Genomic DNA, 1,095 nt, shown 5'->3' with positions numbered 1-1,095 from the left:
AATGGCAGAACGGTTACATGATTCCAATGGGGTACTAAACGATGACGGAATTAGAAACACAATTATTGAGAATCATCGAAGAACAACAGCAACAGTTACTGCAACAACAATCGCAATTGCAGAAGCAACAGCAAGCTTTAGACACAATGCAAACCAAGATTATCCAAGCTTTATCAGCTCAATCAAAGGCAATCGAGAGCGATCAGCAAAGCTTACAGCAAGCACAGAAATCATTAGCGACAATACAGAAGCAATTTCACGAGCTAGAACGCAGTACAGCAAGCTATACCGAGCAGATCAATGGAAAAGTTCGAGAGATGAGCCAGATTACAGCCAACAACGAAGAAGCATTGGGGAAAATCTCAGTCTTACAACACTCAGTCTCGTTACAAGTGACCAAAGCTCAGCAGAATTTGCTCGAAACGTCGGAGATATTGAAAAAAATCTCGTCCAGATGAATGAGCGTAAACAAGAGATAGAAAAACCTCGACCTAAGCAGGATCGAGGGATGGATTTTGGGATGTAGTTTAATTCTGTGTGAATAGTTTACTAATTACACCAATAACAGCGAGTATGGCTAAAAAAGCGAATGTAATACCAATTGAAATTAATCCTGCAACTAATAGAACTAATAGGTATCCTCCAAAACTATTGGGCTCTACAATGTTATAAGCAACAATTAAAAGGACTATTGTTAAAATAATTTTCATTTCTTAAGGTACGTATTTCAAAATACTGAGTTATTCAAATTTTCACATTTTTTAGGTATTCGAGTGCATAAATATTTTCTTATTTTCCTTACAATTCTTTCATTTTCATCAAGTTTATATGCTTTTTCTGATGCTGAAATTATTGAAAGAGCTAAGCAAGGCTATGCAGAGGATCAACTTACTCTTGCTGTTATGTACAAAGAGGGAGTAGGTGTACAAAAAAATATGGCTGAAGCTATAAAATGGTTTGAAAAGGCAGCTAATCAAGAAAATACAGATGCTCTGTTCATGCTTGGTGCAATTTATCAAAATGGCATGGGGGTATCTGTTAATTTAAATAAGGCAGCCAACTTATATCAAAAAGCTAGCAATAAAGGAGATATAG

Annotated in this window: 2 protein-coding genes; both read left to right on the top strand. The window is 36.3% G+C overall.

All coding sequences use genetic code 11. The features are described 5' to 3' along the window. Positions 1–41 precede the first annotated feature (41 nt). Entirely contained in the window at positions 42–458 is a 417-nt protein-coding gene (locus FTV37_RS17615) for a hypothetical protein (RefSeq protein WP_179996738.1), read from the top strand. A gap of 315 nt (positions 459–773) precedes the next feature. After that, positions 774–1,095: tetratricopeptide repeat protein (locus FTV37_RS18250; RefSeq protein ID WP_180064351.1), on the top strand; the 322-nt coding region annotated here is incomplete at its 3' end.

This window comes from Acinetobacter sp. YH16042 (genome assembly GCF_013417245.1).
Taxonomy (GTDB): Bacteria; Pseudomonadota; Gammaproteobacteria; order Pseudomonadales; family Moraxellaceae; genus Acinetobacter; species Acinetobacter amyesii.
This window is presented reverse-complemented; position numbering and strand designations above follow the sequence as displayed.

Excerpts from the sequence above, each read along its gene's own strand:
- FTV37_RS17615 (WP_179996738.1), top strand. The coding sequence starts at position 42 with ATGACGGAATTAGAAACACAATTATTGAGAATCATCGAAGAACAACAG.